Below are 20,947 nucleotides of genomic sequence, written 5' to 3' on the forward strand. Positions count from 1 at the left end.
GGACACGGAGTCTTCATGACGCGCCACGGGACGCACATCCTCCTGATCGATGACGACACGGCGGTGCTGGAGATGGTGCAGGCGGCCCTCTCGCACTACGGCATGGAGGTCCACGCCTATCCCGACGCGGCCCAGGCGGTGGATTTCCTCCAGACTCCCGGGGTGCCGGAATTCGACCTGGTGATCAGCGACATCAACATGGAGGGGCTGGACGGCTTCGATGTCATCCACAAGGTGAAGGCGACGCAACCGCATCTGCCGGTGGTCCTGATGACCGGCCAGGCCTCGGTGGAATACGCCATCCGGGCCATGCGCATGGGCGCCTCGAACCTGTTCATGAAGCCCATCGCCCTGCGCGACCTGGTGCAGAATGTGTTCCACCTGGTGGACCTGCACCGCGAGCTGCGCCTGGCGGACAACGGATTGCGGGGGCTCGTGAACGAGCGCCGGCACTTCCTCTTCCGCTCGGATGAGCTGGATGTCCCCAGCCTCATGCACCACCTCACGGACCGGCTGGTGCCCATGGGCTTCGCCTCCGCCAGCAACATCGATGTCATCGCCATGGCCTTCCACGAGGCCCTGGTGAATGCCCTGGAGCATGGCAATTTTGAGCTGGATTCAAAGCTGAAAGGCGACCTCTTCGCGGTGGAGGATCCCTACACGGCCCTCCGCGCCAAGCGCATGGAGGATCCGCACTATGCAGGCCGCCTGATCGAGGTCCGCCTCGCCATGGACACGGAGCGCTTCGAACTGGAGATCAGCGACGAGGGCCGGGGCTTCGACGCGAGCCTGGTTTCGCCCCTGCCGCCGGACTCCGAGATGGCCCCCCACTGCGGCCGGGGTCTGCCGCTCATCCTCCTCGTCATGGACGAAGTCCACTTCAACGAGAAGGGGAATCAGATCCGGATGGTGCTCCGGCGGAAATAGCCACACGGAAAACGCGGCCCGAAGGCCGCGTTTTCCGTCGGGATGAAGCAGGGATTAGAACGCGCTCTCGACGAAGGCCTTGAGCTGGGGTTTGGGCTGGCCGCCGATGAGCTTGTTCACGGGCTTGCCGTCCTTGAAGACGATGAGCGTGGGGATGCTCATGATGCCGAACTGGCCGGCGACCTGGGGATTCTCGTCCACATTCATCTTCACGAACTTGGCCTGGCCCTTCATTTCGGCGGCCAGTTCGTCCAGGACGGGGGCGATCATCTTGCAGGGGCCGCACCAGGGGGCCCAGAAATCCACGAGGGTGACGCCCTGCGCGACGGCCTGGGGGAAGTCGGCGTCGGTGATGTGGGCTACGAGGTCGGACATGGGAACTCCTTTCAAGTTCTTAGGGTAGGGGGGAGGGGCCGTCGGGATTGGCGCCGCCCCACTGGGCGATGGTGAAGATGCTCATGTAGCGGTCGTTGGTTTCGCGGAGACGCTGGGCGAGCACTTCACAGAGGGCGTAGAGGATTTTAAGGGCGACCTTGTGCTGGGATTCGATCAGGGCCTGGAGATCCTGCAGGGGGATGAAGAAGAGCTCGGAGGGCTCATTGGCGATGGCATCCGCGGCCCGGGATGCGAGGTCGATGAGGGCCATCTCGCCGAAGTAGGCGGGTGGCTCCAGCACGGCCAGGGCCTCCTCGCCGGTGGCGCTGCGCTTGGAGATGCGGATCGATCCCTTGAGCACGATGAAGAGGCCGTCTCCGGCATCGCCTTCCTTGAAGATCACCTCGCCGGTGTGGACCGGGCGGACCCGGCCGATCATCAGGATCTGGGCACGCTCAGCCTCGTCCAGATTCCTGAACAGGGGTGACTGGGTCAGGAAGCGGGTGTCGATCAACGCGGTTCCGTGGAGGGATGTTCCGGGAGAGGCTGGTCCGTGGAGGGTTCCAGGGGCACATGCGCGCAGATGTCGAGGCCGAAGCCGCGAAGCCCAATGTACTTGGTTTCGTGCCTGCTGAGGAGGCGCATTTTTCCAATCCCGAGCTGCTGGAGGATCTGGGCGCCCACGCCGAAATCGCGGTCGCTCATGGCCTGGGGCTGGGCCTGCCCTTCCTCGGCGACGCCCGGGGTATGGGCATGGCGGCGGAGGTACACGAGGGCGCCGCGACCCTCCTTCGCCAGGGCGGCCATGGCCTTCTGGAAGAGGCCGGTCTGGAAGCCGTGCAGGTCGTCCGGCAGGGTCTCCACATGGACGCGGACCAGGGGCGGGGCCCCGGCGCCCAGGTCGCCCAGCACGAAGGCCAGGTGGCTGCCGCCATCCAGCAGGCTGCGGAAGCGGTGGACCTTGAGGTCGCCCCACTGGCTGGGCATGGTACGGGTTTCGAGGTGGGCGACGAGGGGCTCCTGGCGGAGCCGGTAGGCCACGAGATCGGCCACGGTCACGAGGAGCAGGCCGTGCTGGCGGCAGAAGGGGATCAGGTCCGGCACCCGGGCCATGGTCCCATCGTCCTTCATGATTTCGCAGATCACGCCGCTGGGATGCAGGCCCGCGAGCCGGGCCAGGTCCACGCTGGCCTCGGTCTGGCCCGTGCGGGTGAGGACGCCGCCCGGGCGGGCCCGCAGGGGGAAGACATGGCCGGGCTTCACGAAGTGCTGGGGCTTGGCGTCCGGGGCGATGAGGGCCTGGATGGTGCGCGAGCGGTCCTGGGCGCTGATCCCGGTGGTGGTGCCTTCCCGGGCCTCCACGGACACGCAGAAGGCCGTCTCGAAGGGGCTGGTGTTGTCCCGGACCATGAGCGGGATCTGCAGGCGGTCCAGGACCGGGCCCTCCAGGGCGGCGCAGATGAGCCCGCGCCCGTAGGTGGCCATGAAGGCGATGGCTTCCGGCGAGACATGTTCGGCGGCCAGGGTGAGGTCCCCCTCGTTCTCCCGGTCCTCGTCGTCCACGACCACGATCATGCGGCCTTGCCGGATGGCCTCGATGGCCTGCTCGATGGGGGCGAAGGGGGAGTCGGGGCGGTCGCTCATGGAACCCCAGCATCGCGCAGGAGGAGCCGGGGGGGAAGGGCGCACTCCGTGGTAAGGTTGAGCATCTTCTTATAGGCTTTCAGTTTCCCCGAGAGGAACAACCCATGTCCCAGGGTGTGATCCAAGGCTCCATGCGCGAGGCGCCGCTGCCCGACATCATCCAGCTCGTAAGCCAGGGCGGGAAATCGGGGTGCTTCCATGTGCAGCAGGAAGCCTCCAAGGCCCGCATCTATCTTAAGGACGGCCGCATCATCCACGCGGTCACCCACTCGGGGGAGGGCTTCGAGGCCCTCATGGAAGTGGCCTTGTGGCTCGAAGGCAGCTACCGGTTCGAGGAGGTGACGCCGGAGGTGCCGGCCACCATCAACAAACCCAATGCCTCCATCTTGATGGAGCTGGGCCGCCGCATGGACGAATGGCGCGTCATCAGCCAGAAGGTCCCGTCCGTGGACCTCTATCCGGCCTCCACGCTGCTTCCCGGCGAGACGCCGCACGGCGTCAATCCCCGCGAGGCCCGGGTCCTGGCGCTCGCCACGGGCTACTTCAGCGTGGCGGAAGTGGCCGAGGTGATGCAGAAGCCGGTGCTGACCATCGCCAAGGATCTCTACGGCCTGGTGATGGCGGGTCATGTGGTGCTGAAGGGCCTCCGCAGCGGCAAGCCCCCCAAAGTCGATGCGCCCGCGGCCCCGGCCAAGGAGCCGGGCCAGGATCTGGTGCCGGTCTCCGCGCTGCTCGGGGGTGCGCCGCCCCCCGTGATTTCCAACTCCCGCGAGGAGGACACGGCCATTGTGCCGCTCCAGCGCCACGCGCCTCCCCCCCAGGCCCAGGGCTTTCCCGACGGGGACGAGGCCATCCCCGTGACGGTGGGCGGTGGCGTCGCCGGCGGTGCCCCGCCCCTGGCCCCCAAGCCCGCGCCCGTGGACGACCCCCAGCGCATGGTCAAGCTCATGAATTTCACCCAGCGCATCGCCCAGGCCGCGAAGACGGTCCTGCCCGAGGTCCAGCACGAGATGGTCAACCGGCTCCAGGCCAAGGCCACCCAGCAGATCATTTCCGGCGATGGCCCCGAAGCGGTGAAGGGATTGGCCCTGGCCATCAGCCGGGGCGCCGTGGATGCGGGCTGTGATGCTGACATGGTGCGTACCCTGAACACGCACCTGAAGGCGCTCTTCGCGTCCAAGTAGGCGGCCGACCATGATGAATCGTCTCTTCCAGGGCCTTCTGGCCTCAGTCCTGCTGCTCTCCCTGGCCTGCAAGGAGACCGATGCCGGCGGCTCCTCCGGGGGCACCGGGGGCGTGGCCCTCTATGCCTTCGACACCACCACCAGCAAGGTGTTCGTCTGGACGGACCTGAACGCCCTGTACAGCAGCACCACGGCGCTCGCGCCTACCTATCAGATCACTTCCAACCTGTTCAGCAAGGTCACCAACCTGGCCTGGGGCGGAGTGTGCTTCGACAGCCAGCGCGGCCTGCTCTACCTGGTGTCGGACACCGGCGACATCGTCCGGTTGAGCCGCATCCGCTCGCAGACGGGCTCCGTGTCCAGCATCGATGTGGTCTCCTTCCGCCTGTCCAGCAGCGACCGCCTCACCAACGGGAAGTTCGGTCAGAGCAGCCTCGACACCCAGAACGATAGCCTCTACATCACCGAATCCGGAGACAACGGCACGCGCATCTGGGCCGTTCCCGGCGCCAGCGGCCAGTTCCAGGACGCCTCGGTCGCCCTCCAGGCGATCCAGGTGAGCGGGGATGCCGGGGGCACCGGCGTGGCCGCGGCCTCTGGCGTCGTCTACGCCTTCCTGAAGGACGGCAATCCGGTGGGTATGGATGCCCTGACGGGTCCTCGCCTCCGCAAGGGGACCGCGGCGGGGTTCGATCCGGCCCAGGTCATCCTCGGCAGCTCGACGGGGCTCGGCATCTACGGCGTCGTGGCCTTGGACACGGCCAACGGCTACCTCTTCGTGGGCCGCCACAACACGGATGCGGGCAGCACCGCCGCGCCGATCCAGGCCTTCCGCGTCGGGCAGTTCGGCCTGTCGTACAACCAGGCGCCGGCCACCACGCTGGGAAGCGCCACGGACCAGCCGAATCTCCGGGTGCTCTCCCATCCCGGCACCAAGGACTGGCTGGTGGGCCTGCCGGGCCAGGGCACCGTGGGCTATGGCACGATCTACCTCTGGAAGGCGCCCCTGGGCGGCACGGCGGCGAAAGTCGTCACGGTGACCCCCTCCGGATCGGTCCTGAAGGGCGCGGCCATCGACGGGAACGCCTCATGACGACCTTGAGGTTGCTGGGCCTGCTGCTGCAGGATGTGGCCCGGGACCTCTTCCGCCATCGCGGCCAGTATCTCCTGGCCGTGCTGACCCTGGCCTCCGGCCTCCTGCTGGCCGGCGGTGGATTGCTGCTGGTGGAAAGCCTCGACCGCTTCGTGGGGCAGCTCGAGGGCATGGCCAAGGTGGTGGCCTACGCCGCGGAGGGGAAATCCCTCGACGAAGCAGAGGCCCGCCTGCGCCGAGATCCCCGCTTCCGCGAGGTGCGCCGGGTTTCGGCCGAGGAGAATCGCAAGCGGTTCCAGTCCGCCACCCGCGAGGCGGGGCTCCTGCTGGAAAGCGCCGGCCAGGACGCGCTGCCCGAAAGCCTGGAGCTGAGCCTTCGCCAGGATCTGGCCGCGGGGGGCAAATCCGTGGAAGTGGGCGAGAGCCTGCGGAGTCTGCCGGGCATCGGGGATGTGCTGGCGGATCAGGAGCGGCTGGAGCAGCTGCAACGCATGGCCCGCATGCTGCGCTCCGCCCTGGCGAGCCTGGGCGTGGTGCTGCTGGTGGCCGCGGGATTCGCCACGGGCAATGTCATCCGCATGAGCATCCTGGCCCGCGAGGAAGAGATCACGATCATGCGCCTGGTGGGAGCCTCCGAGGGCTACATCCGCACGCCGCTGGTGCTGGAGGGTGCGCTGCTGGGCCTGGGCGGCAGCCTGCTGGCCCTGGCGGGCCTCTTCGGTCTGTGGCTGCCCGTCTCCCGGGGCTTCGGCAACCTGTCTCCCCTGCTGGTGGAATTGGCGCGGCTGGGCTTCTTCTCGCCCTGGAGCGTGCTGGCCCTGGCCCTGCTCGGCGCGGGTACCGGCGCCTTGGGCGCCCTGTGGGCCTTCTGGACCACGCGCCGCGCCCAGCGTGAAGAGGCGGCGTTGATGGAAGGCTCGGGCTGAGGCCTCAGGGCTCCCGCCACCGCCGCGGATCGTCCTCGCGCAGGCCCAGTTGATCCAGCACGCGGGTGGCGAAGGTGTCGAACAGGTCGTCCAGCGTCTTCGGGCCGCTGTAGAAGCCAGGCATGATGGGCATGACCACGGCGCCCGCATCGTGGACGCGGAGCATATTCTCCAGATGCACCCGGTTCAGGGGGGTCTCCCGCAGGCAGAGCACGAGGGGCCGGCGTTCCTTCAGGCACACATCCGCCGCGCGGCTCACCAGGGATTCGCTCACGCCCGAGGCGATGCGGCCCAGGGCCCCGGCACTGCAGGGCACGATCGCCATGCCGTCGTGGCGGTACGAGCCCGAGGAGATGTCGGCGCCCAGATCCCGCTCATCCCGCAGACCCACCTTGGGCAGCGCGGCCAGGTCCTTCGGGGTAAGGCCGGTCTCGTCCAGCAGGCAGCGTTTCCCGGTGGGCGAGAACAGCAGCGCGATGTGCGCCACGGCCGGGTTCGCGGACATCCGCCGCAGGACGGCGGCGCCGAACGCGGAACCGGAGGCCCCCGTGATGGCGAGGGTGAACCGGAGGCCGCTGGGATTGGTCATGGGGCGCCCCTCATTCTGGATCTCATTCTGGCGCAGGCCGGTAGGCCCCGAAGAAGATGGCGTTGTGCAGCAGGCGGCGGGTGAAGGGCGTCTGGCCGCGGAACACGGGATCGCCCGCCATCAGGATCACGGCGCCCTGGCCCAGGCGCTCCCGCAGGGCGTAGGCCGTCTGCTGGAGCTTCGCCTCCAGGGCCTGGGGCACCAGACCAGACACCTTCAGGCCCTCCTTGGCATAGTGGATTGGATTTTCGCCGCCGGGGCTCAGCTCCAGAATGGGATCGCTGGTGTCCAGCACCGCCCCGCCGGTTTCCGCATGGAGGCCCCAGGCCAGGGGGTGGCTGCCGTCCACCTGCACCTTGAGGAAGGCCCCGGGGATGCTCTCCTCCAGGGCGCGCTCCTCGCGCTTGTCCCAGGGCCGTACCAGCTCCGCCGGATCGGCCTTGGGGGCTTCGCGCTTGGGATCCTTCTCCTTCAGCCGGGCTTCCTCCGCGGCCTTGGCCAGGAAGTGGAAGCCGGTCTGGGCCAGGCCCGCGCGCGAGGCGTACACGGCCCCGCCCTGGAAGGCCAGCAGGCTGCCGCCCTCCTGGACCCAGGCCTTCAGCTTGGCCGTTCCGCCTTCGCCAAGCAGTTGCTGCCAGGCCTTGCCCTGGGCGCCATCGTCCACCACCACCAGGTGGGTGAACCGCGCGAGGGAGGTGGCGCCGAGGCGGTCGGTGCGCAGCTGCACGAAGGGAAGTCCGGATTCGATCAGCGTGTGGGCCACGGCGCCGAAGGCCATGGGATTGGCCGGCCGGTCCATGAGCACGGCGATGCGCGGGGCGCGCAGGATCAGGCTGCGGTTGGAGCCCAGATCCGGCCCCGTGGTCATCTGGGCTGAGTCTACGCCGGCGACAGGGTGGTGGTTGGCGACCGACAGGGCTTGGAGGCGAGCCCTGAGAGCGGGCGGGTTGGTGCGGTTGGGCAGCACCACCGTCCCCGCGCCGAACCGGCGCTCTTTGAGGGTGGCGGGCTCGGCCAGGGCCGTGGCCTTGAAGCCCTCCTGAAGCAGGGCGGCCAGGGTGCGTTCGGCGCCCTCGTGGCCCGCAGGGATCAAGTAGCCCCAGGCCGCTTCGGGAAGCGGGCTCTCGACATCGGCGGTCAGGGGGGAGGTCGCCACCCTCGGCCGCGTCTTCGCACGCCAGGCGGGCACATGGAAGGCCAGGGGGAGGCTCCAGGCGGTGATGTCGTAGGTGGGCTTCGGCCCCATGTGGGCCTCACCTTCGAGCAGAGCCTGGGCAAGGGCGCCCCGGGGCTGGTCCAGCGGTACCAGGTAGCTGCCGGCGGGCAGGGCGGTGGCCCTGATCAGGCCAACGGCCTCCAGTCCGGAGATGGGCAGATCCGCCCGGGTCCGCAGAACCTCGATGCCGTTGCGGGCCAGCAGGTCCGCCAGGGCCCTGGCCCGGCCGGGGTCGTCGCCCTCTGCCAGCAGGAAGGCCCCCGCGCGGTCGCCCAGGGCGGCGCGTTCGCGCCGTGTCCGCTGGAAGTCCCAGAGCAGGGCCTGCCGTCCGGCTGCGGCCGTGGCCACCGTGGCGAGGCTGGCGGCCGTGTGGCGCCGGAGACGGCCGTCGAGGGTGAGGATGTCGCCGTCCTGACGCTTGTAGGCGGGGCCGCCCTGGCCCGCCACCTCGAAGGTCATACCCACGGCGCCCTGGAAGGTGGGCCAGGTGTCGCCATAGCCCGGGTAGAACAGGTCGAACACATCGCGGCTGAAGTAGGCCCAGCCGTGGGCATCGAACACCCGCGCCAGGGCCTGGCCGAAGGCGCCCTGCCAGTGGCCCGCGAAGGGTTCCGGCAGTTCCTGATGGATGGGCTGCATGGTGGGAGGGAAGTAGTACGAGGCCTCGGGCCACATCTCGTGGTGATCCGCCAGCACCTGCGGATTCCAGCGCAGGAAGGCGGCGGTCTTGGCGCGGGTCTCGCCCTGGGTCTGCCAGACCCAGTCGCGGTTCAGGTCGAAGAGCCGATGGTTGAAGCGCCCGCTGGGCCAACGGGCGGCATTCTGCGCGTCCTGCGGATCGTTGGCGTTGAAGGGGGTGGTGGCCTCGGCCACGGCCTGGAGGTGCCGAACCCGTCCATCGGGGTTCTGCGTGAGATCCATGAGGATCACCACGCGATCGAGCTGCTTCAGCACTTCCGGATCGCGCGCCGCGGCGAAGTGGTAGGCCACAGCCAGGGCCGCCTCGGAGCCGGAGACTTCGGATCCGTGGACGGAGTAGCCCAGCCAGACGAAGGCGGGGTTGGTCTCCGTGATGCGCCGGGCCTCATCCTCCCCACAGGATCTCGGATCGGCGAGCTTCGCGTTGAGGGCCTGCAGCTCGTCCAGGCGCTTCAGGTTTCCGGGCGAGGTGATGACGAGGAAGGGCTGCTCGTGGCCTTCCTCCGTAAGGTTCAAAGTCGTGAGCCGCACGCGATCCGGAGCGGCGGCGGCCAGCGCGCGGACATAGGCCAGCAGCGCGGGCTGGGGCGTGTAGCGGGCGCCAAGGTCGGGCTGGGGCACTTCGGGCCGGTGGTCCGCCGCCGGCAGCAGGCCCGGCGGCAGGCCCGCCACGAGGGGCGCAGCGCAGAGGAGGGCGGGGAGGATTCTCCGCATCGGATGCCCCGGGCCCGCGCTCAATCGAGTTCCAGGAAGGCCGGTCCGGCATGGGTGATGGAGCCTGCGCCAAAGGTGATGAGCAGATCCCCGTCGCGGGTCAGCTGTTTGAGGGCCGCGGGCAGTTCCTCCACGCGGCCCACCAGGTGGACTTCCTTCTGACCGTGGGACCGCAGGGCCGCAGCCACGGCGGCGCCATCCACGCCCTGGATGGGCTGCTCGCCCGCGGCGTAGATGTCGGTGATCACGACGGAGTCGGCCTCGAAGAAGGCCGTGCCGAATTCCTCGAGCAGGGCCTTGGTGCGGCTGTACCGGTGGGGCTGGAAGGCCGCGACGATGCGGCGGTCGGGGAATCCCGCGCGGGCCGCGGCCAGGGTGGCGGCGATCTCGGTGGGGTGGTGGCCGTAGTCGTCCACCACCAGCACGCCGCCCTTCTCGCCCTTGAGGTGAAAGCGTCGGTCCGCGCCGGTGAAGCTGGCCAGGCTGGCGCGGATCACCTCGTGCTCGACATTCAGTTCCAGGGCGATGCCGATGGCCGCCAGGGCGTTCAGCACCATGTGGTGGCCGGGAACGCCCATGCTGAAGGCGCCGAGGTCCTGGCCGTAGGCGCTCACCCGGAAGTGGGTGCGGAAGCCGTCCTGACGGATCTCCCGGGCGCGGATGTCCACCTGCGGGTGGGTGCCGTAGGTATGCACCTGCTTCTTCAGGCGCGGACGGACGGCGGCGGCGTTCGGATCATCCATGCAGAGGAACACGGATCCGTAGAAGGGAACCTTGTTGGCGAAGGTCACGAAGGCGTCCTGGATCTCCTCCAGGTCTTTGTAGTGGTCGAGGTGTTCGCGGTCGATGTTGGTGATGGCCGCCAGGGTGGGGTTCAGCATGAGGAAGCTGCCGTCGCTCTCATCGGCTTCCGCCACCAGGAAGGGCCCTTTGCCCAGCTTGGCGTTGCTGCCGATGGTGCCGAGCTTGCCGCCGATGACGATGGTGGGGTCGATGCCGCCCTGGCTGAGCACCTGGGCCACCATGCTGGTGGTGGTGGTCTTGCCGTGGGAGCCCGCGACGGCGATGCCGTATTTCATGCGCATCAGCTCCGCCAGCATCTCGCCGCGGGGAATGACGGGCACCTTGGCGGCGTGGGCGGCCACGACTTCGGGGTTGTCGCCCTTCACGGCCGACGAGATCACCACCACCTGGGCGCCCTCGATGGCCTGCCCGTGGTGGCCCAGGTGGACCGTGATGCCCAGCCCCCTCAGGCGCTGGGTGACGGCGCTTTCCTTCAGGTCGGAGCCCGAGACCTGATAGCCCAGGTTGGCGAGCACCTCGGCGATGCCCGACATGCCGATGCCGCCGATGCCCACGAAATGGATGTGCTGGATCTTGCCGAACACCAGAGGACTCCCATGTTTGAAACCGTCAGGATACCGCCAAGGCGACCTGACGCAGGGTGGTGGCATGGCTCTGGCATGATGAAGGTTCCATCCATCCCAAAGGAGGTGCGCGATGAGGCGTCCTGGTTCGCAGTTCCGCGCCGGTGCCGTGATAGCGGGTTTGGCCCTGGCCGCAACCCTGTGTGGTGCTTCGCCACAGGGGGAGCAGGACCGTCGTGTAATGCCACATCCTCAGGGCCCCGTGGGGGGGCGCGTGGTCTCCGAAGGCCCCCGCCAGTCGAATCCGGCACCCGTGGCCACCGGGGATGCCGGCGCCCGTCGCCACCCGGGCCCCCGCATGGTCGAGATGGAGCCCCGCCCGGGTCCCGCCCCCCGGGTGGCCCGCGTGGATGTCTACCCCGGCACCCAGGTGGTGGTGCCTCCCGCCTGGAACCGCTGCACCTCGTTGCCCGACATGAGCTACTGGCGCACACGGGACCTCATGGCTGAGATCAAGTGGCTCTCCCGGAAGGGGTTCATCCCGGTGACTCCGCTGGGGGACGGCGTGGACGCCCTGACCGACTATGTCCAGCTGCCGGCCGGGTGGCGGGCCTACGGCATTTCCGTGCCGGTGGGCGGCACCATCCAGGTCGAAGTCAAACATCCCAGCCTGGCCTGGTTCCGGCTCATGCTCGTGAACAGCGCCGGGACCCCTGGCCCTGGCATGCTGCAGGCCGCCATCGCGCACCAGCCGGTCCTTGTGACCTACAAGAACCCGAACAAGGTCGCGACGGCCGTCTATGTGATCGTGGACGATCCCGCCTGGTGGTCCGATGCGAAGAACCCCTACACCCTGGCCGTCCGTCGGGATTGGGATCCCGCCAAGACGGACCTGAGCAAGGTGAAGATCGTGGCCGGCCTCTGGGGTGCCAGCCCCAGCGTCAGCGCCGAGTTCCGCGGGCCCAGCCTGACCGGACCGGCGGTCTACCCCCGCTGATGTTCTCCGGGGGTCCGCGCTGCGCGCGTACCCCCGGGACCCCCGCACCAAGGCCCGGCTGAGCCGGGCCTTGGCTTGTTCCTATCTCCCCTGGAGGCTCAAGCCCAAGGACAGGCCCCCGTCACCTGCATGCGGAAGGCCCGGGGCTCCACGGTGAGCTCGGCGCGGTCGCGCTCGGGGGCGGGCTCACCGTCGAGGTGCCAGGGCAGGGGGCGATCCAGGCAGAGCTTGGCGCGACGCAGCCGCCCCTCGTGCCGGAGGGGCGTATGTCCACCCTCGCGGAACAGCACGGGCACCTCCGCCATGAGGTCGAACCAGGAGGGGCGCGCCAGGGTCGCCCACTGCAGGGCGCCGTCGGTGGGATCGGCCCCGGGTGCGATCCAGAGGCCGCTGCCGTAGGTGGGGAGGTTGGCGAAGCAGAGGCTCCAGGCGGCCTCCGGCAGGCCGGACTGCGGGGCGCGGAACGCCGCCCGCAGCTTTTCCCGCCGATTGGCGGGGCGGGGATCCGGGGCCAGTTCGGCCTCCCAGCTCAAGGCCCCGGCCTGCCAGGTGCGCCACAGTTGCCAGCAGGCCTTGGCATAGGTGCCGAAGCCCCGGTCGGGCAGGGCGTCGAAGCGATGGGCCACGGCGGCCTCGAAGCCGGTGCCGCAGACATTCAGGAAGGGCTCGCCATCCAGGCGCGGCAGGTCCAGCCGTAGTTCCCGGCCCTCCAGCAGGCGGCGCAGGGCGCCCGCGGGCTCCAGGGGGGTGCGGAGCCCCCGCACCAGGCCGTTGCCGCTGCCGCCGGGGAGGGCGCCCAGGGGGACCGGGCAGCCCCGTTGCACCAGGGCCTTCGCGGCGTGGTGAATCGTGCCGTCTCCGCCCCACACCAGCAGGGGGCCATCCGCGTGCAGGGCCTGATCGATGGCTGGCCCGAAGTCCCAGGGCGGACCGAACGAGAGGGGTTCCACCCGATCCCGAAGATCCTTCGGCAGGGGACGCAGCAGCGCGTCCGGATCCTTGGGTGCGGCACCAGAGGCGGGGTTGAACAGGAGGGGGAGTTTCATGCCTGGAACCGCGTCGGCGGCGCCTCCAGGCGGAGGTCCGCTCCGGTGACGGGATGCTGCAGCCCCAGCCGCCAGGCATGAAGCCAGAGGCGATCCGAGGCCCCACCTCCGTAGAGGCTGTCACCGAGGATGGGGCGGCCCAGGTGCGCGAGGTGGACGCGGATCTGATGGGTGCGGCCCGTGTGGATGCGCGCCACGATCCAGTGCCCGGGCAGGAGCCCGGCGGTTTCCTCCGAGGTGGCGGGGCGGAAATCCGTGCGGGCGGATTTGGGGTCGATGAGGTCGCCTTCGCAGCCGAAGCGGCCGGGGTCGGCCCCCCGCAGGCGACCGATGGGGGCCTCCACGGTGCAGGCCTCCAGGGGTGCGGAGATCCGGGCGAGGTAGAGCTTTTCCAGGTCCCGGCCCGCGAAGGCGGCGGCCAGACCCTTGTTGGCCTTCGGATCCTTGGCAAGCACCAGCAGGCCCGAGGTGCCCTGGTCGAGGCGGTGGTGCAGGAACAGGTTCAGGTCCGGCCGCTGGGTCTTCAGCAGGGCCAGCAGGTCGTGGCGGTCCGTGGCCCAGGTGCCCTGGGTGGCGATGCCCGCGGGCTTGTCCACGGCCAGGATCCAGGCGTCCTCGAACACCACGGGGATGGCGGTGGTGGGGACCGGGGGCAGGTCGGGATCGAAGGCCACGCGGACTTCCGTTCCGGGCTTGATGAGCTTGCCCGCCACTTTCACACGCTTGCGGTCCACCTGCACTCCGCCCAGCTTCAGGGCCTCCCGCGCCGCCCGCCGGGACAGCTCCGTGCGCTTCGCGATGAGCTGATCCAGGCGCAGTTCGGCGTCTTCGGGGTCGGCGGTGAAGGTCCATTTGCGCAGCGTCATGGTTCCAGACTAACTGGTGCGCCAAATTGCCTCAAAAAGCGAGGCAATTTGGCGATGGGTTTGGCATGCTGGGGGCGGAGGCTCCCATGATCCGAAGGCTTTGTGTTGGGCTGGTGATGGCCGTGGCGGTCCAGGCCGCCGCATCCGATCTGCCCGTGTCGGGCTGGACGCTGAAGCCGGGCACCACGGCGACGGTGGCGGACCTGCGCCTCGTGGCGGCCGCGGCGGGATCGGAGGCCACGCTGGCCTCGGCCCCCGTGGCACTGAAGGTCGGCGAGCTGTACCGCCTGAGCGCCACCATCCGCACCGAGGGCGTGAAGGCGGATGCCCTGGCGCGCTATCCCACCGCCCTGGGCGCCTGTCTCTCCATGGAGAGCTTCCCCTTCACCAACGCCTCACAGAGCGTGGCCGGCAGCTCGGAGCGGAAGGTCTCACTGCTGTTCCTGGCCACCAGCTCCACCGACCGCGTGCAGCTGCACCTGGGCCGCAACGGCAAGGCCACGGGCGCTGCGGCCTTCAGCGGCATCAAGCTCGAAAAGGTGGAGGACATCACCGCCTTCATCCCCCTGCAGACCGTTCGCTGGGCGGGCAAGGGCTTCCGCTACGAGATGGGCGGCTGGACCTTCCTGCACATCGAAGGGGCGCCCTATGCCCGGGGCCGCCAGCACGGTGAGCTCATGGCCGACGAGATCGTGCGCTACATGACCAAGCTCGGTGTGCTGAAGAACGCGGCGGATCCCGTGCGCGGCTGGGCCGACCAGCGCCAGACGGCGGACGCCCTCTTCTTCCGCAAATACGATGTGGAATTCCTGGAGGAGATGAAGGGCATCGCCGACGGCGCCGTGAAGGCCGGGGCAAAGTTCAGGGGCCGGGACCTCGACCTGCTCGACATCGTGACGCTCAACAGCGCCGTGGACATGAGCTCGCTGCAGGACGGCCTCACCCACGCCCCGAACCCCCTCACGGGCCGCACCTTCATGACCGGCGACGACGAAGTGGACAAGGGCGGGAAGGGCGACCACTGCTCCTCCTTCGTGGCCACCAAGGGCGCCACCAAGAGCGGCCGCTTCCTCTTCACGCAGATGTTCATGTGGAACGGTTACACGGGCACCGAGTGGAATGTGATGCTGGATGTGGTGCCCGAGAAGGGCCACCGCATGGTGATGCAGACCTTCGCGGGTGGCATCCACAGCGGCACCGACTGGTACCTCAACGCCACGGGCCTGGTGATGGGTGAGACCACGGTGGGGCAGACGCCCTTCAACCCGGATGGGACACCGCAGAGCAACCGCATCCGCAAGGCGGCCCAGTACGCCTCCAGCATCGACGAGGCCGCGGCCATCCTCTTCAAGCAGAACAACGGCCTCTACACCAACGACTGGACCATGGCCGACGCCAAGACCGACGAGGGTGCCTGCTTCCTGCTGGGCACCGAAAAGACCAGGATGTGGCGCACGGGCACGAAGGGCAAGGCGGCGGACACCCCGGGCAACCACCGGGACTTCATCTGGGCCAACAACAACAACCGCGATCTGGAGGTTCGCAGCGAGTACGGCGCGAACCCCGAGAACGCCCCGGCGGACCTGGCCTTCAACACCTGGAACCGCGACATCGCCTTCCAGGAAGTCTTCAAGACCTACGGCCGCACCGGCTTCGACATCGACATCGCCACGCGCGTCATGGCCACCAGCCCCATCAACCGCCCCCACGCCTGCGACGCCAAGCTCACCACCGCCGAGATGGCCGAGAAACTCGTCTTCATCGCCCACCAGGGCAAGACCACCCAGCGCGAGAAGCTCGTGGGCGGGCGCTGGATCGCCGACCTGCCGGGCGCCACGCCCCACCTGACCCATGGGTACACGGCGTTCAGCCCCATCTGGGTGACCGCGAAGCTCCAGGCCGCCCGGGCGGCCTGGAACCCGGAAAAGGCGGTGAAGGCTGCGCCCGTGCCGGAAGTCGGTGGCGTGAAGGAGGCATTCAGCTTCGACGCGAAGGGACTCTGGACCGGAACGGTCAAGCCGGCCTCGGATGCGGAGAACTGGTTCATCAGTGCCTCGGCGGCCTACTGGCAGCAGATGAAGAACCTTCCCGCCGCGCCGGCCAAGGCCTTCGAGACCCAGGGCGCCGCCCTGGCGGATCTGAACACCCGCCACCTCTGGCTGCAGGCCAAGGAGGGCGCCAAGGCGCCCCTGGCCACCACCACGGACTACGACCGTTACGGGGCCTACCAGATCCCCCGCATCCGCGGCGTGTTCGCCCTGCACCAGCTGCGGCTGCACCTGGGCAACGCCACCTTCGCCAAGGCCATGCAGGCGGTCCACACCCGCTTCAACGGGAAGTCCGCCCGCACCGCGGACCTCCTGAAGGCGCTCTCTGAGGCCGCCGGAAAGAATGTGGCGCCGATCCTGAGCCCCTGGCTCGAGCGCGCCGACCTGCCGGCCCCCAAGGTCCAGGCCCGGGTCGAAAAGGCCGGCGAAGCCTACGAAGTGAAGGTGGATCTCGAGCAGACGGGCTCTGCCTATCCCTTCGTGGCTTTCGTGAGCCTGGAGACGGAGAAGGGCTCGCGATTGGAGCGCGTCGAAGGCAAGGCCGGCAAGGCCAGCTTCACCTTCCACAGCGAGGCCAGGCCCACGCGGCTGGTCTTCAATGCGGGGAACGACATCCCCCTGGCCCGCGCCAACTTCTGGGTGCCGGGCAATGTGCTGGACGACTGGAGCGCCACGCGCCTGGTCTACGGGACCGGCCGAGAGGTGGAGGCCCAGCGCACCCTCGCCTTGACCTACCGGGATGCCCTGGCCGACAACATGACCGAGGTGCTGCTGCCCACCCAGGCCGACGCGGAGACCGGCGAATCCGATCTGGCCGCCAGCGACTTGATCATCTTCGGAGGTCCCGCCGACAACGGGCTCACGGCCCGCCTCCAGGCCGCGGGCAAGCTGCCCTTCGAGGCCGGGGCCGGCTGGTTCAAGTGGCAGGGCCGCACCTACGGACGGCCCGACGACGGTCTCTTCGCCGCCTTCCCCAACCCCTGGAACCCGAAGCGCATGATGGTGTTCATCCTTGCCAACAGCCGCGTCCAGCAGTGGGCCATGACCAAGGCCATTCCCCGCAGCCTGCCGGGCTGGGCGGTCTACCGGGGCGGCGAGGCGCAGGCCAAGGGGCACGCTGCGGCGGAGGGGACGGCGATCTCTTTCCAGCCCTGAAGGTCCACAGAGGAAAGCCCGCGGCGGCTCCTGGCGGCCCCGTGGGTTTCCCCTGGGCGTACACTTCCAGGAAGTGAACCTTCCCGGAGGGCCCATGGGATCCATGGAGCTGCTCAAGATCGCCGTCCACGCCATCCTGCGGAACAAGATCCGGGCTCTGCTGACGATGCTCGGCATCATCGTGGGCGTGGGGGCGGTCATCGCCATGATCGGCATCGGTGAGGGCTCCAAGCGCGCCTCCCTCGCGATCATCCGGAACATGGGCTCCAACATGCTCACGATCTTTCCGGGGGCTCCGGGGACCCACACGCACCATGGGCCGCAAGCCATGGGCTCGGCGGAGATCCTGCGGCCGGATGACGCGGAGCTCATCCAGCAGGAACTGGCCCTCTCCACGGTGCATGCGGCCACGCCCCAGGTGCAGACCACGCGGCCGGTCGTCTTCCAGAACACCAACTACCTGACGCAGCTCCAGGGCACGGGGACGGAATTCCTGGAGATCCGGGGCTGGGCGCTCCAGGCCGGGCGCTTCTTCACCGAGCCCGAGGTGAGGGGGATGGCCAAGGTCTGCGTGATCGGCCAGACCGTGAAAGACAACCTGTTCGCGCTTGGCGAGGAACCCCTGGGGCAGATCATCCGGGTGAACCACCTCCCATTCCAGGTCATCGGCGTCCTCGAAAAGAAGGGGGCAGGCATGTGGGGAGACCAGGACGACCTGATCGTGAGCCCCTACACCACGGTCATGCGAATGGTCATGGGCCGGACGACCATCCAGCGCATCATGGTCAGCGCCCACGAAGGGGAGGCTGAACTCGCCGAAGCGGAGATCACCGCCCTCCTCCGGCAGCACCTGAAAGTCCCGCCCAAGGATGTGAACCCCTTCCAGATCCGGAAGCAGGACGACATCGTGCAGATGCAGAACCAGCAGGCCAGCCTCCTGACGGCGCTCCTGGCGGTGGCCGCCAGCATCTCCCTGGTGGTCGGCGGAATCGGGATCGCCAACATCATGCTGGTGAGCGTCACGGAGCGCACCCGGGAAATCGGCATGCGCCGGGCGGTCGGGGCCACTCAACACCAGGTCCTCTGGCAATTCCTCACGGAGGCGGTCGCCCTGTCTCTCATGGGCGGCATCGCCGGAGTCGCTATCGGCCTGGTGGCCATCACCGCCCTGCAGCGCTTCCAGCTTCCGGCCGTGGCCGAGCCCTGGGCTGTGATGCTGGGCCTTTTCTTCAGCGGGATGGTCGGGGTGGTGGCGGGATTCCTGCCCGCGCTCAAGGCGGCGCGGCTGGATGTGATCGACGCGCTCCGGTACGAGTAGGGATCCTGATGTTCCCGTTCACAGCTCGGGGTCTTCAGATCGAGTAGCCGTGGCTGTCCACTTCCAGAGCCTGCTGCCGGGCGGCCAGGTCGGCGAGGGTGGTGGCGCGCAGGACGGCGCGGGCGGCCTCCGTGCTGCGCGTCCAGAGCTCGCGGACGGCCCGGGCCCCAGGGGTGGCATCGGTGGGCAGGCTGGCGGCGGTCCAGCGTCCTTCCAGGGCCTCCAGGACCTCGAGGGCCGTGATGTGGCTGGGGTGACGCGCCAACTCGCAGCCCCCGCTGGGGCCCCGCTGGACCTTCACGAGTCCTGCGGCTTTGAGGTTGCCCAGGAGCACCCGGAGGAACTTGGGGGGCAGGGCCTGGCGCTCGGCGATGGCCGCCACCAGCGCCGGTCCCCGTCCGGCCTGCAGCGCCAGATCCACCATGAACAGCAGCCCGTAGCGCCCTTTGGCCGAACCCTTCATCGCCATCCTCCAGGTCTTAATATACAACTAAAATAATTAACAAACTTGACAATTTCTTTTCCATTCCCATACTCCAGAGTCCGGGCCCCGCCCGAACCCTGGAGGGAACCATGAGCCGCGCCACCGATCGCCCCACCGACCGCCCCAACCGCGTCGAACATGCCTACGATCTGGTGGGCTACACGCCCGTCGTCCGCCTGAACCGCCTCGTGCCGAAGGGCTCGGCCAAGGTCTATGTGAAGCTCGAGAGCGCCAATCCCGGCGGCAGTGTGAAGGATCGCATCGCCTTGAGCATGATCCAGGATGCAGAGGCCCGCGGCGCGCTGAAGCCCGGCATGGCCCTCCTGGAGGCCACCAGCGGCAACACGGGCATCGGCCTGGCGTTCGTGGCTGCGGCCAAGGGCTACAAGATCACGCTGGTGATGCCCGACACCATGACGCAGGAGCGCCGGGCCCTGCTGAAGGCCTACGGGGCCGAGCTGGTGCTGACGCCGGGCTCCGGCGGCATGAAGGCCGCCGTGGACAAGGCCCAGGAGCTGGCGGATGGAGATCCCTCCTACTTCCTCGTGCGCCAGTTCGAGAACCCTGCCAACCCGGCGGTCCACCGGCGGACCACGGCCCTGGAGATCCTGGAGCAGGTGCCGGAGCTGGATGCCTTCGTGGCCGGCGTGGGCACGGGCGGCACCGTGACCGGCGTGGGCGAGGTGCTCGCTGAGAGGAAGCCGGGCACCCTGGTGGTGGCGGTGGAGCCGGAGACCTCGCCGCTGCTGAGCACGGGCAAGGCGGGCCCGCACAAGCTCCAGGGCCTGGGGCCGAACTTCGTGCCGGGCATCCTGAACCGCCAGGCCTTCCAGCGCATCCGTCCCGTGGGCTACGACGACGCCATCGCCACCGCCCGCCGACTGGCCCGGGAAGAGGGCCTGCTCACGGGCATCAGCACCGGCGCCATCGTCTTCGCGGCCCTGGAAGTGGCGAAGGAACTGGGCGAGGGCAAGACCGTGGTGGCCGTGCTCTGCGACACCGGCGAGCGCTACCTGACGCACCCCCTGTTCGCCGAGATCGACGGCCCCGCGCTCTAGGCATGAGGTCGGATGGGCGCGTGCCTTCAGCGGCGACCCGGCCCGGGCCGAGCTGCCCCATCGTCCCGGATCTTGGGGATGAAACGGCGGGCCGGATCGCCGCAGGCCTGTCGCTGGGCCTCTTGGCCCTGGCGGCCGCGGGCAGCTGGGTCTGGATGATCCTGGCCCTGGCGGTGGATTTCGCGCTCCGCGCCACGGGGCGTTTCGCCTGGAGCCCCGTGGCGCGCCTGGCGGGATTCCTCCGCCGGCGGGCGCATCTCCCCGCGCGGATGATCAACGCCGGTCCCAAGCGCTTCGCGGCGGCTCTGGGCTTTCTGTTTTCGCTGGGAACCGGGTTGGCTTGGCTGGTGGGACTGCGGTCCCTGGGTCATGCCCTGGCGGCCATACTCGGCCTCTGCGCGGCTCTCGAGGCGTTCCTCGGCGTCTGCCTGGCCTGCCAGATCCATCCCTGGCTCCCTTGGCGCCACGAGAGCGGGGGCGCCTGAGTCCGCAAGCCACAATGCCGCCTCGATGAATCGGCCGTCTGAAGGAGGCGGATCCCCCGCGCCTATCCTGGAGGATCCCCGAGGTGCCCATGAGGACCGTTATGCTGTCCCTCGTCACGCTGCTGCTTCCGGCCCAGACCACTGCCCAGACCACTGCCCAGGTCGCGGCCCCCGAGGCCGCCACTCCCTTCGAGCGGGCGGTGGTGCAGGAGATGAGCGAGGCTCGGATGCGGCCGAGGGCCTACGCGAAGCATCTGCGCGAACTGCGCTCCGGCTTTGAGGGCACGCTCTGGAGGCGGCCCGGCCGCGTGCCCCTGCGCACCGAAGAGGGCGTGGCGGCCCTGGACGAGGCCATCGCGTTTCTCGAGTCGGCCCGGCTCCTGGGGCCGCTGCGCTTCAATGAGGGGTTGGCCCGGGCGGCCCGGGCCCATGCCCGGGACCTCGGGCCCCGCGGCAGCCTGGACCACACCGGCTCTGACGGCAGCCGTCCGTCGGACCGACTCAACCGGATCGGCACCTGGCATGGGCTCATCGCGGAGAACATCAGCACCGGTGAGGATGAGGCGCGACAGGTGGTGATCCAGCTGCTGATCGACGATGGTGTGCCGGGCCGCGGCCACCGGAAGGGCCTCTTCAATCCGGACCTGCACCAGGCCGGCGCGGGTTCCGCGCCCCACCGCGACTACCGGGTGGTGACGGTCATCGACTATGCGGACGGCTTCGTCCTAAAGTGATCGATTTTCTGCTAGCCTGAAT

General features: G+C 69.0%; 19 protein-coding genes. 10 read left to right on the forward strand and 9 right to left on the reverse strand.

Annotated features, from left to right (window positions below; all coding sequences use genetic code 11):
• Nucleotides 1-15: 15 nt before the first annotated feature.
• Nucleotides 16-927, forward strand: a complete 912-nt coding sequence (locus tag QZ647_RS04305; protein WP_291270986.1) for a response regulator — start codon at nt 16-18, stop codon at nt 925-927.
• A 54-nt stretch (nt 928-981) separates the two neighbouring features.
• On the opposite strand, the gene trxA is transcribed toward QZ647_RS04305, so the two are convergent.
• From trxA to ribB, 3 genes are read right to left on the reverse strand one after another with little or no spacing between them, the layout of a single operon-like run.
• Nucleotides 982-1,302, reverse strand: a complete 321-nt coding sequence (gene trxA / locus QZ647_RS04310) for a thioredoxin (protein WP_286353580.1) — start codon at nt 1,300-1,302, stop codon at nt 982-984.
• Between the two features lie 19 nt (nt 1,303-1,321).
• On the reverse strand, nt 1,322-1,816 hold the full coding sequence (locus tag QZ647_RS04315; RefSeq protein ID WP_291270987.1) for a cyclic nucleotide-binding domain-containing protein: 495 nt from the start codon (nt 1,814-1,816) through the stop codon (nt 1,322-1,324).
• A complete protein-coding gene (gene ribB / locus QZ647_RS04320; RefSeq protein WP_291270988.1) occupies nt 1,813-2,946 on the reverse strand; it encodes a 3,4-dihydroxy-2-butanone-4-phosphate synthase in 1,134 nt (377 codons plus the stop codon). The genes QZ647_RS04315 and ribB overlap by 4 nt, the downstream gene beginning before the upstream one ends.
• 104 nt (nt 2,947-3,050) lie before the next feature.
• On the opposite strand from ribB, the gene QZ647_RS04325 reads away from it, so the two are divergent.
• The 3 genes from QZ647_RS04325 to QZ647_RS04335 are packed head-to-tail and all read left to right on the forward strand — an operon-like array spanning nt 3,051 to nt 6,149.
• Nucleotides 3,051-4,130 (forward strand): DUF4388 domain-containing protein, encoded by a 1,080-nt coding sequence (locus tag QZ647_RS04325; protein ID WP_291270989.1) that lies wholly within the window; start codon nt 3,051-3,053, stop codon nt 4,128-4,130.
• Nucleotides 4,131-4,140: 10 nt separating this feature from the next.
• Complete coding sequence (locus tag QZ647_RS04330) at nt 4,141-5,223, forward strand: hypothetical protein (protein ID WP_291270990.1); 1,083 nt, start codon at nt 4,141-4,143, stop codon at nt 5,221-5,223.
• Complete coding sequence (locus QZ647_RS04335; RefSeq protein ID WP_291270991.1) at nt 5,220-6,149, forward strand: permease-like cell division protein FtsX; 930 nt, start codon at nt 5,220-5,222, stop codon at nt 6,147-6,149. Before QZ647_RS04330 ends, QZ647_RS04335 begins: the two co-directional genes overlap by 4 nt.
• Nucleotides 6,150-6,153: 4 nt before the next feature.
• Here the strand turns inward: QZ647_RS04335 and QZ647_RS04340 are convergent, their stop codons facing one another.
• From QZ647_RS04340 to murC, 3 genes are read right to left on the reverse strand one after another with little or no spacing between them, the layout of a single operon-like run.
• A complete protein-coding gene (locus QZ647_RS04340; protein WP_291270992.1) occupies nt 6,154-6,738 on the reverse strand; it encodes a UbiX family flavin prenyltransferase in 585 nt (194 codons plus the stop codon).
• A gap of 22 nt (nt 6,739-6,760) precedes the next feature.
• Nucleotides 6,761-9,367, reverse strand: coding sequence for a M14 family zinc carboxypeptidase (locus QZ647_RS04345; protein ID WP_291270993.1), 2,607 nt, complete (start codon nt 9,365-9,367; stop codon nt 6,761-6,763).
• A gap of 20 nt (nt 9,368-9,387) precedes the next feature.
• On the reverse strand, nt 9,388-10,755 hold the full coding sequence (gene murC, locus QZ647_RS04350; RefSeq protein ID WP_291270994.1) for a UDP-N-acetylmuramate--L-alanine ligase: 1,368 nt from the start codon (nt 10,753-10,755) through the stop codon (nt 9,388-9,390).
• A gap of 220 nt (nt 10,756-10,975) precedes the next feature.
• On the opposite strand from murC, the gene QZ647_RS04355 reads away from it, so the two are divergent.
• Nucleotides 10,976-11,731: a hypothetical protein gene (locus QZ647_RS04355; protein ID WP_291270995.1), complete on the forward strand. Its 756-nt coding sequence runs from the start codon at nt 10,976-10,978 to the stop codon at nt 11,729-11,731.
• Between the two features lie 98 nt (nt 11,732-11,829).
• On the opposite strand, the gene QZ647_RS04360 is transcribed toward QZ647_RS04355, so the two are convergent.
• Together QZ647_RS04360 and QZ647_RS04365 are read right to left on the reverse strand one after the other, a co-directional pair.
• Nucleotides 11,830-12,777: a diacylglycerol kinase family protein gene (locus QZ647_RS04360; protein WP_291270996.1), complete on the reverse strand. Its 948-nt coding sequence runs from the start codon at nt 12,775-12,777 to the stop codon at nt 11,830-11,832.
• Nucleotides 12,774-13,643 carry an RluA family pseudouridine synthase gene (locus QZ647_RS04365; protein ID WP_291270997.1) on the reverse strand — a complete coding sequence of 290 codons (870 nt, stop codon included), beginning with the start codon at nt 13,641-13,643 and terminating at the stop codon, nt 12,774-12,776. Before QZ647_RS04365 ends, QZ647_RS04360 begins: the two co-directional genes overlap by 4 nt.
• Before the next feature lie 86 nt (nt 13,644-13,729).
• Between QZ647_RS04365 and QZ647_RS04370 the strand changes: the two genes are divergently transcribed.
• Together QZ647_RS04370 and QZ647_RS04375 are read left to right on the forward strand one after the other, a co-directional pair.
• Nucleotides 13,730-16,846: a C45 family autoproteolytic acyltransferase/hydolase gene (locus QZ647_RS04370; protein ID WP_291270998.1), complete on the forward strand. Its 3,117-nt coding sequence runs from the start codon at nt 13,730-13,732 to the stop codon at nt 16,844-16,846.
• A gap of 94 nt (nt 16,847-16,940) precedes the next feature.
• Nucleotides 16,941-18,164 carry an ABC transporter permease gene (locus tag QZ647_RS04375; RefSeq protein ID WP_291270999.1) on the forward strand — a complete coding sequence of 408 codons (1,224 nt, stop codon included), beginning with the start codon at nt 16,941-16,943 and terminating at the stop codon, nt 18,162-18,164.
• Between the two features lie 34 nt (nt 18,165-18,198).
• On the opposite strand, the gene QZ647_RS04380 is transcribed toward QZ647_RS04375, so the two are convergent.
• Nucleotides 18,199-18,627, reverse strand: coding sequence for an Rrf2 family transcriptional regulator (locus tag QZ647_RS04380; protein WP_286353566.1), 429 nt, complete (start codon nt 18,625-18,627; stop codon nt 18,199-18,201).
• A 110-nt stretch (nt 18,628-18,737) separates the two neighbouring features.
• On the opposite strand from QZ647_RS04380, the gene cysK reads away from it, so the two are divergent.
• The 3 genes from cysK (at nt 18,738) to QZ647_RS04395 (ending at nt 20,925) form a co-directional block, all read left to right on the forward strand.
• The gene (gene cysK, locus QZ647_RS04385; protein ID WP_291271000.1) at nt 18,738-19,706 is read left to right on the forward strand and encodes a cysteine synthase A; all 969 of its coding nucleotides are present in this window, start codon (nt 18,738-18,740) and stop codon (nt 19,704-19,706) included.
• A 20-nt stretch (nt 19,707-19,726) separates the two neighbouring features.
• The gene (locus QZ647_RS04390; RefSeq protein WP_291271001.1) at nt 19,727-20,191 is read left to right on the forward strand and encodes a DUF4395 domain-containing protein; all 465 of its coding nucleotides are present in this window, start codon (nt 19,727-19,729) and stop codon (nt 20,189-20,191) included.
• A gap of 89 nt (nt 20,192-20,280) precedes the next feature.
• On the forward strand, nt 20,281-20,925 hold the full coding sequence (locus tag QZ647_RS04395) for a CAP domain-containing protein (protein ID WP_291271002.1): 645 nt from the start codon (nt 20,281-20,283) through the stop codon (nt 20,923-20,925).
• Nucleotides 20,926-20,947 lie beyond the last annotated feature (22 nt).

The sequence above is a fragment of the Geothrix sp. genome (assembly GCF_020622065.1).
In the GTDB taxonomy this organism is placed as follows: domain Bacteria; phylum Acidobacteriota; class Holophagae; order Holophagales; family Holophagaceae; genus Geothrix.

Coding starts and splice junctions, on each gene's coding strand:
- QZ647_RS04305 (WP_291270986.1), top strand. CDS start 16: ATGACGCGCCACGGGACGCACATCCTCCTGATCGATGACGACACGGCG.
- trxA (WP_286353580.1), bottom strand. CDS start 1,302: ATGTCCGACCTCGTAGCCCACATCACCGACGCCGACTTCCCCCAGGCC.
- ribB (WP_291270988.1), bottom strand. CDS start 2,946: ATGAGCGACCGCCCCGACTCCCCCTTCGCCCCCATCGAGCAGGCCATC.
- QZ647_RS04325 (WP_291270989.1), top strand. CDS start 3,051: ATGTCCCAGGGTGTGATCCAAGGCTCCATGCGCGAGGCGCCGCTGCCC.
- QZ647_RS04330 (WP_291270990.1), top strand. CDS start 4,141: ATGATGAATCGTCTCTTCCAGGGCCTTCTGGCCTCAGTCCTGCTGCTC.
- QZ647_RS04335 (WP_291270991.1), top strand. CDS start 5,220: ATGACGACCTTGAGGTTGCTGGGCCTGCTGCTGCAGGATGTGGCCCGG.
- QZ647_RS04340 (WP_291270992.1), bottom strand. CDS start 6,738: ATGACCAATCCCAGCGGCCTCCGGTTCACCCTCGCCATCACGGGGGCC.
- QZ647_RS04345 (WP_291270993.1), bottom strand. CDS start 9,367: ATGCGGAGAATCCTCCCCGCCCTCCTCTGCGCTGCGCCCCTCGTGGCG.
- QZ647_RS04355 (WP_291270995.1), top strand. CDS start 10,976: ATGCCACATCCTCAGGGCCCCGTGGGGGGGCGCGTGGTCTCCGAAGGC.
- QZ647_RS04360 (WP_291270996.1), bottom strand. CDS start 12,777: ATGAAACTCCCCCTCCTGTTCAACCCCGCCTCTGGTGCCGCACCCAAG.
- QZ647_RS04365 (WP_291270997.1), bottom strand. CDS start 13,643: ATGACGCTGCGCAAATGGACCTTCACCGCCGACCCCGAAGACGCCGAA.
- QZ647_RS04370 (WP_291270998.1), top strand. CDS start 13,730: ATGATCCGAAGGCTTTGTGTTGGGCTGGTGATGGCCGTGGCGGTCCAG.
- QZ647_RS04375 (WP_291270999.1), top strand. CDS start 16,941: ATGGGATCCATGGAGCTGCTCAAGATCGCCGTCCACGCCATCCTGCGG.
- QZ647_RS04380 (WP_286353566.1), bottom strand. CDS start 18,627: ATGAAGGGTTCGGCCAAAGGGCGCTACGGGCTGCTGTTCATGGTGGAT.
- cysK (WP_291271000.1), top strand. CDS start 18,738: ATGAGCCGCGCCACCGATCGCCCCACCGACCGCCCCAACCGCGTCGAA.
- QZ647_RS04395 (WP_291271002.1), top strand. CDS start 20,281: ATGAGGACCGTTATGCTGTCCCTCGTCACGCTGCTGCTTCCGGCCCAG.